At 40.0% G+C, this 5,135-nt stretch carries 7 protein-coding genes and 2 pseudogenes; 2 read left to right on the forward strand and 7 right to left on the reverse strand.

Annotation, left to right across the window (positions count from 1 at the left end):
* A pseudogene (locus R6U02_RS04445) lies at positions 1-285 on the reverse strand (hypothetical protein); the annotation flags it as partial.
* 17 nt (positions 286-302) lie between these two features.
* Entirely contained in the window at positions 303-1,706 is a 1,404-nt protein-coding gene (locus tag R6U02_RS04450) for an ATP-binding cassette domain-containing protein (RefSeq protein WP_410262435.1), read from the reverse strand.
* 280 nt (positions 1,707-1,986) lie between these two features.
* On the opposite strand from R6U02_RS04450, the gene R6U02_RS04455 reads away from it, so the two are divergent.
* On the forward strand, positions 1,987-2,418 hold the full coding sequence (locus tag R6U02_RS04455; protein ID WP_410262436.1) for a VOC family protein: 432 nt from the start codon (positions 1,987-1,989) through the stop codon (positions 2,416-2,418).
* 169 nt (positions 2,419-2,587) lie between these two features.
* Here the strand turns inward: R6U02_RS04455 and R6U02_RS04460 are convergent, their stop codons facing one another.
* Positions 2,588-3,088 carry a cysteine hydrolase family protein gene (locus R6U02_RS04460; RefSeq protein WP_410262437.1) on the reverse strand — a complete coding sequence of 167 codons (501 nt, stop codon included), beginning with the start codon at positions 3,086-3,088 and terminating at the stop codon, positions 2,588-2,590.
* Positions 3,089-3,329: 241 nt separating this feature from the next.
* The gene (locus R6U02_RS04465) at positions 3,330-3,515 is read right to left on the reverse strand and encodes a hypothetical protein (protein ID WP_410262438.1); all 186 of its coding nucleotides are present in this window, start codon (positions 3,513-3,515) and stop codon (positions 3,330-3,332) included.
* Between the two features lie 90 nt (positions 3,516-3,605).
* On the opposite strand from R6U02_RS04465, the gene R6U02_RS04470 reads away from it, so the two are divergent.
* Entirely contained in the window at positions 3,606-4,289 is a 684-nt protein-coding gene (locus R6U02_RS04470; RefSeq protein WP_410262439.1) for a DUF554 domain-containing protein, read from the forward strand.
* Between the two features lie 345 nt (positions 4,290-4,634).
* Here R6U02_RS04470 and rpmG read toward each other — a convergent pair whose 3' ends face one another.
* From rpmG to R6U02_RS04485, 3 genes and pseudogenes are all read right to left on the reverse strand, one after another.
* Complete coding sequence (rpmG, locus tag R6U02_RS04475) at positions 4,635-4,784, reverse strand: 50S ribosomal protein L33 (RefSeq protein WP_410262440.1); 150 nt, start codon at positions 4,782-4,784, stop codon at positions 4,635-4,637.
* Between the two features lies 1 nt (position 4,785).
* A complete protein-coding gene (locus tag R6U02_RS04480; RefSeq protein WP_410262441.1) occupies positions 4,786-4,914 on the reverse strand; it encodes a putative metal homeostasis protein in 129 nt (42 codons plus the stop codon).
* Between the two features lie 107 nt (positions 4,915-5,021).
* A pseudogene (locus R6U02_RS04485) lies at positions 5,022-5,111 on the reverse strand (GTP-binding protein); the annotation flags it as partial.
* Positions 5,112-5,135: the final 24 nt, after the last annotated feature.

A 5,135-nucleotide genomic window follows, 5' to 3' on the forward strand; every position in this document is an offset into this window, starting at 1 on the left:
AATCAATCCCGCGGTTATCATTCCTCCGAGGCCGACCATGGAACCAACAGAAAGGTCGAGCCCACCTACTATGATTACCATGGTCATACCGACGGAAACGATCCCGATAAAACTAATGCTCTTGAAAACGTTGAAAAGGTTCTGAACCCTCAGGAAGTAGGGAGAGAGAATACTCATGAGTATGATTTCCGCGGCCAAGGCGGCCACAACCCCCCACCCTACATTGATATTCGATAGACCGCGTCGGTCTTTATCTTTACTCGTATTAGGTGCTTGTGTGTCCATTTATTTCTCCTGCTCTGTTAACAAGCCTGAACGGTTGCCAATTCCATGACGGCTTCCTCTGTGGCATCGTTTGCATCCAATTCTCCGGCAATCGTTCCGCTACGCATAACGATTATCCTGTCTGCTAAGCTCAATACCTCGGGTAAGTCGGATGAAACAACAATCACCGCTATGCCTTGCTGAGCGAGACCTCGCAGTATTCTGTGTATCTCCGCCTTTGATCCGACATCTACTCCCTGAGTAGGCTCATCGACAATGAGAATCCTCCCCCCCATAGCCAACCACCGTGCAAGAATTACCTTTTGCTGATTGCCCCCGCTCAAGGTTGTTATCGGGTTTTCCATGCTGTCGGTTTTTATAGATAAACTGTTTATATATTCTTTGACGAGACTCTTTTCCTTTCGTCTATTCACAAAAAGAAAATTCGATAATTTCATCGGCAAGACCGCAATACTCATATTTTCCCGCACATTCATCGTAGAAATTGCCGCCGCGATCTTTCGATCCTCGGGAAGAAAGGCAATCCCGTTTTTCATAGCTTCGGGAGGCGAAGCAAAAGTTACCTCCTCTCCGTTCAAGACTATTGCCCCGGAATCCTTCTTTAAGAATCCGAATAGCGTCTGCATCAGCTCGGAACGCCCGGAACCGACTAGTCCGGAAAAACACAAAACCTCTCCGGTCATGCATCGAAAAGATATCCCTTCGAAATGGGTGATCTCGTTAACAAATGCAGAAGAACCTAAATAGGTGATATCCTGAATCAGGGGCTTTTCTACTTTTTGAAAGGTAAAGGCTAAATTGTTCTTTGGTTTAAAGTAATGAATCATTAAGACACCCAGACTGATGAGCGGCGAAATACTTGTCGCCAACGCCGCCCCAAACATGCCCATTTGCAGGGGAAAGATAAAGATATAGTCCAAGACGACATTCAATACGCTTCCTATGACCATCCCGAACATAGCGAGAGACGGATCCCCATCGTTTCTTATGAAAGAAAGCAAGGTATTGTTCAGCACAAAAAAGGGTGCGAACGATAGAATTGTTTTCAAGTAAACACTAGTGGCATCAAACGTTTGCACATCTGCTCCGGAAAAGCGGGCGATCGCTTCTGAACCAAATTGTCCGACAACCAAGAACAGCACCCCAAATGCCAAGGCAAACAGAACGGTTTGAGAGTAGACCTTTTTAGCCTGCTCGCGTTTATCTTGAGACAACAAGATTTTATACCTTGTTGCGCCGCCTATCCCCATCATCAGACCGAAGCCGTGTATGATCCCAAAAGCGGGGATGCTGAGATTCAAAGCCGCGATTCCAGTCGGTCCTAAAGCTTGGGCTATAAAAAAGGTATCCGCTAAAATATAGAAAGAAATGCCTAGCATTCCCAGCATGTTTAAACTGACATATTTAAAAAATAATTTCACACTTCGCTGCATTTTATTCTCTACTTTCTTTTTAAAATGAACCTTAGACTAGCTTACTCAGTCCTTTCCTTTAAGTCAACCTTCTTTAAGAAGTTGTGACTTTTCGAGAGATCTTTTAATCACTATGTTGTATGAACCCAGACGTTGTAAAAGTAATTATTTATGTAAAATGATATAGTTTTTATAATATAATCCAGGCCTGATATCTAATTTTTTATCCACATTAATAAAGACAACACGACAAAAATATTTATACATAATAAAAGAGAGGATGATTTTAATGGATGTAAATATAACGCCTTACTTGATGCTAGATGGAAATGCCAAAGAAGCCATTTCATTCTATTCAGCTGTTTTTGACACAGAAATCAAAAGCGTTGAGCTGTTAAAGGACTGGCCGCAGGAGTTTGAAGGCGAAATGCCGGAAGATTTTAAAGACAAGGTCGTTCACGCACATTTAGCTATCGGGGCTTCGGGCCTAATGCTCGCGGATATCTTTCCAGGTCAACCGTATATTCCCGGTTCAATGATCACGCTTATGCTTGATTTAAAGGAAGTTTCAGAGGCAGAAAAGCTCTTTGAAAGATTATCAAGCGGTGGTGATGTCATCATTCCTTTAGCTGAAACAAGTTTCAGCCCAGCTTACGCTCAGGTCAAAGACAAATTCGGAATCGAGTGGCAGATCGTGACAGACCCTCCTGAGATGAATTGATGTAAAAACAAGTCGCTTCACACTATAGAAAAAGAGTTAACGTTTATGGTAACAGACGTTAACTCTTTCTATTTGATCAGTTCAATTTTCGCAATTTTTAGAGTGGTTGCTGAATTGACCAGTTCCTGATGATTATCAGCTATAAATTGACACCTTAAATAAAATACTTTCAGATAAACGTAACAAAAGAATCATGCCATATTTCTTCATAAAAACGCACGGTTTGATCCCCTGTCATCCATGCGTTGTCCCAGGCAGAATGAGTTTCCTTTTGCATCTGAATAGTATAGCCTAATCCATGCGCAAATTTCACGGTCGAATCCACACAGTACTGCGTTTCCACCCCGCATATTTCGATTTTCTGTGCATCCAGCTTTTCCAGAACTTCTTTCAGATCAGTATGATAGAATGAGTTGGGATGACTTTTTTCAATAAAGTATTCTGAATGACTTCTATTCAATTCGGGAATGATTTCCCATTTTTGCGTTCCTTTTTCTAAATAGTCGTCCGTATGCTGAATAAATATGATCGGTTTCTCTTCTAAAGCATAGTCTGTGATCCTTTCATTGATTCTTTCAATTAAATAATCTAAATTGCCTATCGTCTGATCCTCATAGTGACAGACGCCATTTTGCATATCAATGATAATGAGTGCATCAGCAGTTGCCATAACTACGTCCTCCTTTATCTGTTCAGTTTGTTCCTGTATAAGCTTATATTTACAACCAAATTGTACACTGTAACTTGATAGTCAACAAATGATAACTCCGGAACAGTTAGTGACACTGATTATCTTCTAGAAATAAATCGAATTTGATTCATTTTTTATATGAAACCCTATCACTCCAATTATTTATGGAGTGATAGGGTTTTAACATTGAAAAAGTGTAATCAGAAAAAAAGTGTACCCCTCACCGTCTATTTTCTCCTACGAAGGGCACGCTTTGACCGATTGCGTGCCCTTCACCTCCTATTTCCTCCTGCGAAAGGCACGCAATCGATGCATCTACCAGGCTCGTTATCAGTTTTAGATCTTTTAAAGCTGTTGGAACTGACTTTAAGTCAGTTCCTTCTACTTTTAATGGTATTTTTCTCATAAGAATGTTTGTATTCTTATTTGTATAAGCAGGATATCCCATTTATAATAGAGAGACATATACTACTTTTGTAACTAAAGGAGCACTGTCATGTTTTTTGGAGTCATAATAAATACAATAGCTATTTTCGCGGGGAGCCTTATCGGATTATTCGTTAACAAAGGTATTCCTGTACGCATAGAAAAAGCGTTGATGAAAGCTCTCGCACTCAGTGCCATCTATATTGGCGCCACAGGTCTTTCTACAGGAGAAAATACGATTTATATTATTCTCTCTATGGTCATCGGTGTAACGATTGGTGAAATCATTGATTTAGACAAAAAAATTATCCATATGGGCAATATGCTTGAAAGTCGTTTTCCAGCTAAAAACGGTTCAGCCTCCTTATCAAAAGGGTTTGTGATGAGCAGCCTGATCATGGCCGTGGGAGCCATGTCGATTGTCGGACCTTTAGAGAGTGGTCTTGCCGGCACTCACACTATCTTACTAACAAAATCAGTGATGGACGGGCTTACAAGTCTTGTTCTTGCTTCAAGTATGGGCATCGGTGTCTTCTTCTCAGGGTTTGTGGTTTTCATCTATCAAGGCGCCATCACCTTGTTTGCCAGCGGATTAGATGCTGTTTTAACTGATCCTATGATAAATGATATCAATGCTATCGGATCACTTCTTATTTTAGCTTTAGGATTAAATATGCTGGAAGCAACCAAAATTAAAGTAATGAATTTTGTTCCCGCTATTTTTATACCGATTCTTTTTTTTATGTTCTATTAAAAAAACTGTCAGTTAAGGTCACGCTCTTTCCAAATCACTTTGGTCAGCATGCCCTAAACTAACAGTTTTTTAATCTATCGATTCTTTAAAATTCGCGATAACTATCTCGAAAGATATTGTAACCTGCTTATTCGGTAGGTGAAAGGCCTTCCCAATTAAGTGTAAGCACCTTAAAGATAGCTCGGCAAGGCATTTTCTTTACCAAATCACGGTTAGACTGGCTCAAAATGAAATAATTCCAGTTCGGAAACTCACTGCTTTGTCTGCAATAGAAAAAAGTTTATAAGATAGAATAAACACATTCCATCCTATAAACTGATTAGTTCCATAGGCTTAATTTTACTGTTATTTGGTTTCTCTGAACAATGCTTTTTGTCTCAATTTCTGAGAATACTTTTTTAGTTCTAAGCGTTCAGGATCATTGCTTGTATTCCTACTTGTCAAATATAGACGTTCGCCAGTTTCTACGCATTCCAACGTGACATTTTTTCTCATCTTATCTCACTCCTCGCTTCACTTTTTTTAGTTGTTTGATAACCCTTAGACCTCGTCGTGCTGTTTTTTTATTCGGACTTTTCATTATCCGCCGAGCCGTAGACACATCTGTTTTTTCAGCCATATTCATTCACTCCTTACTGTAATAAGTATCCCAGTTCACTTCGATCGCATTTTCCTTGTATATCTAGGTCCCAATGTTCAGCCGTATAACCTGCTACTGTAGCTATTATCCTTATAAGGTTGATGCAGGAGTTCGTTGATCAAGGTTGTTTTACCGGCTCCTAAGAATCCTGTAATGATTGTTACGGGTATTTTTTCACTCATTATAACGACTCCTTTCCCTGATCA

Origin of the sequence: Alkalibacterium sp., from assembly GCF_046484155.1 — a bacterium.
Lineage (GTDB): Bacteria > Bacillota > Bacilli > Lactobacillales > Carnobacteriaceae_A > Alkalibacterium.

What these genes read in the sequence shown, in the direction of transcription:
- R6U02_RS04470 (WP_410262439.1), top strand. Translation starts at nt 3,606, where the DNA reads ATGTTTTTTGGAGTCATAATAAATACAATAGCTATTTTCGCGGGGAGC.
- R6U02_RS04455 (WP_410262436.1), top strand. Translation starts at nt 1,987, where the DNA reads ATGGATGTAAATATAACGCCTTACTTGATGCTAGATGGAAATGCCAAA.
- rpmG (WP_410262440.1), bottom strand. Translation starts at nt 4,784, where the DNA reads ATGAGAAAAAATGTCACGTTGGAATGCGTAGAAACTGGCGAACGTCTA.
- R6U02_RS04465 (WP_410262438.1), bottom strand. Translation starts at nt 3,515, where the DNA reads ATGAGAAAAATACCATTAAAAGTAGAAGGAACTGACTTAAAGTCAGTT.
- R6U02_RS04480 (WP_410262441.1), bottom strand. Translation starts at nt 4,914, where the DNA reads ATGAATATGGCTGAAAAAACAGATGTGTCTACGGCTCGGCGGATAATG.
- R6U02_RS04460 (WP_410262437.1), bottom strand. Translation starts at nt 3,088, where the DNA reads ATGGCAACTGCTGATGCACTCATTATCATTGATATGCAAAATGGCGTC.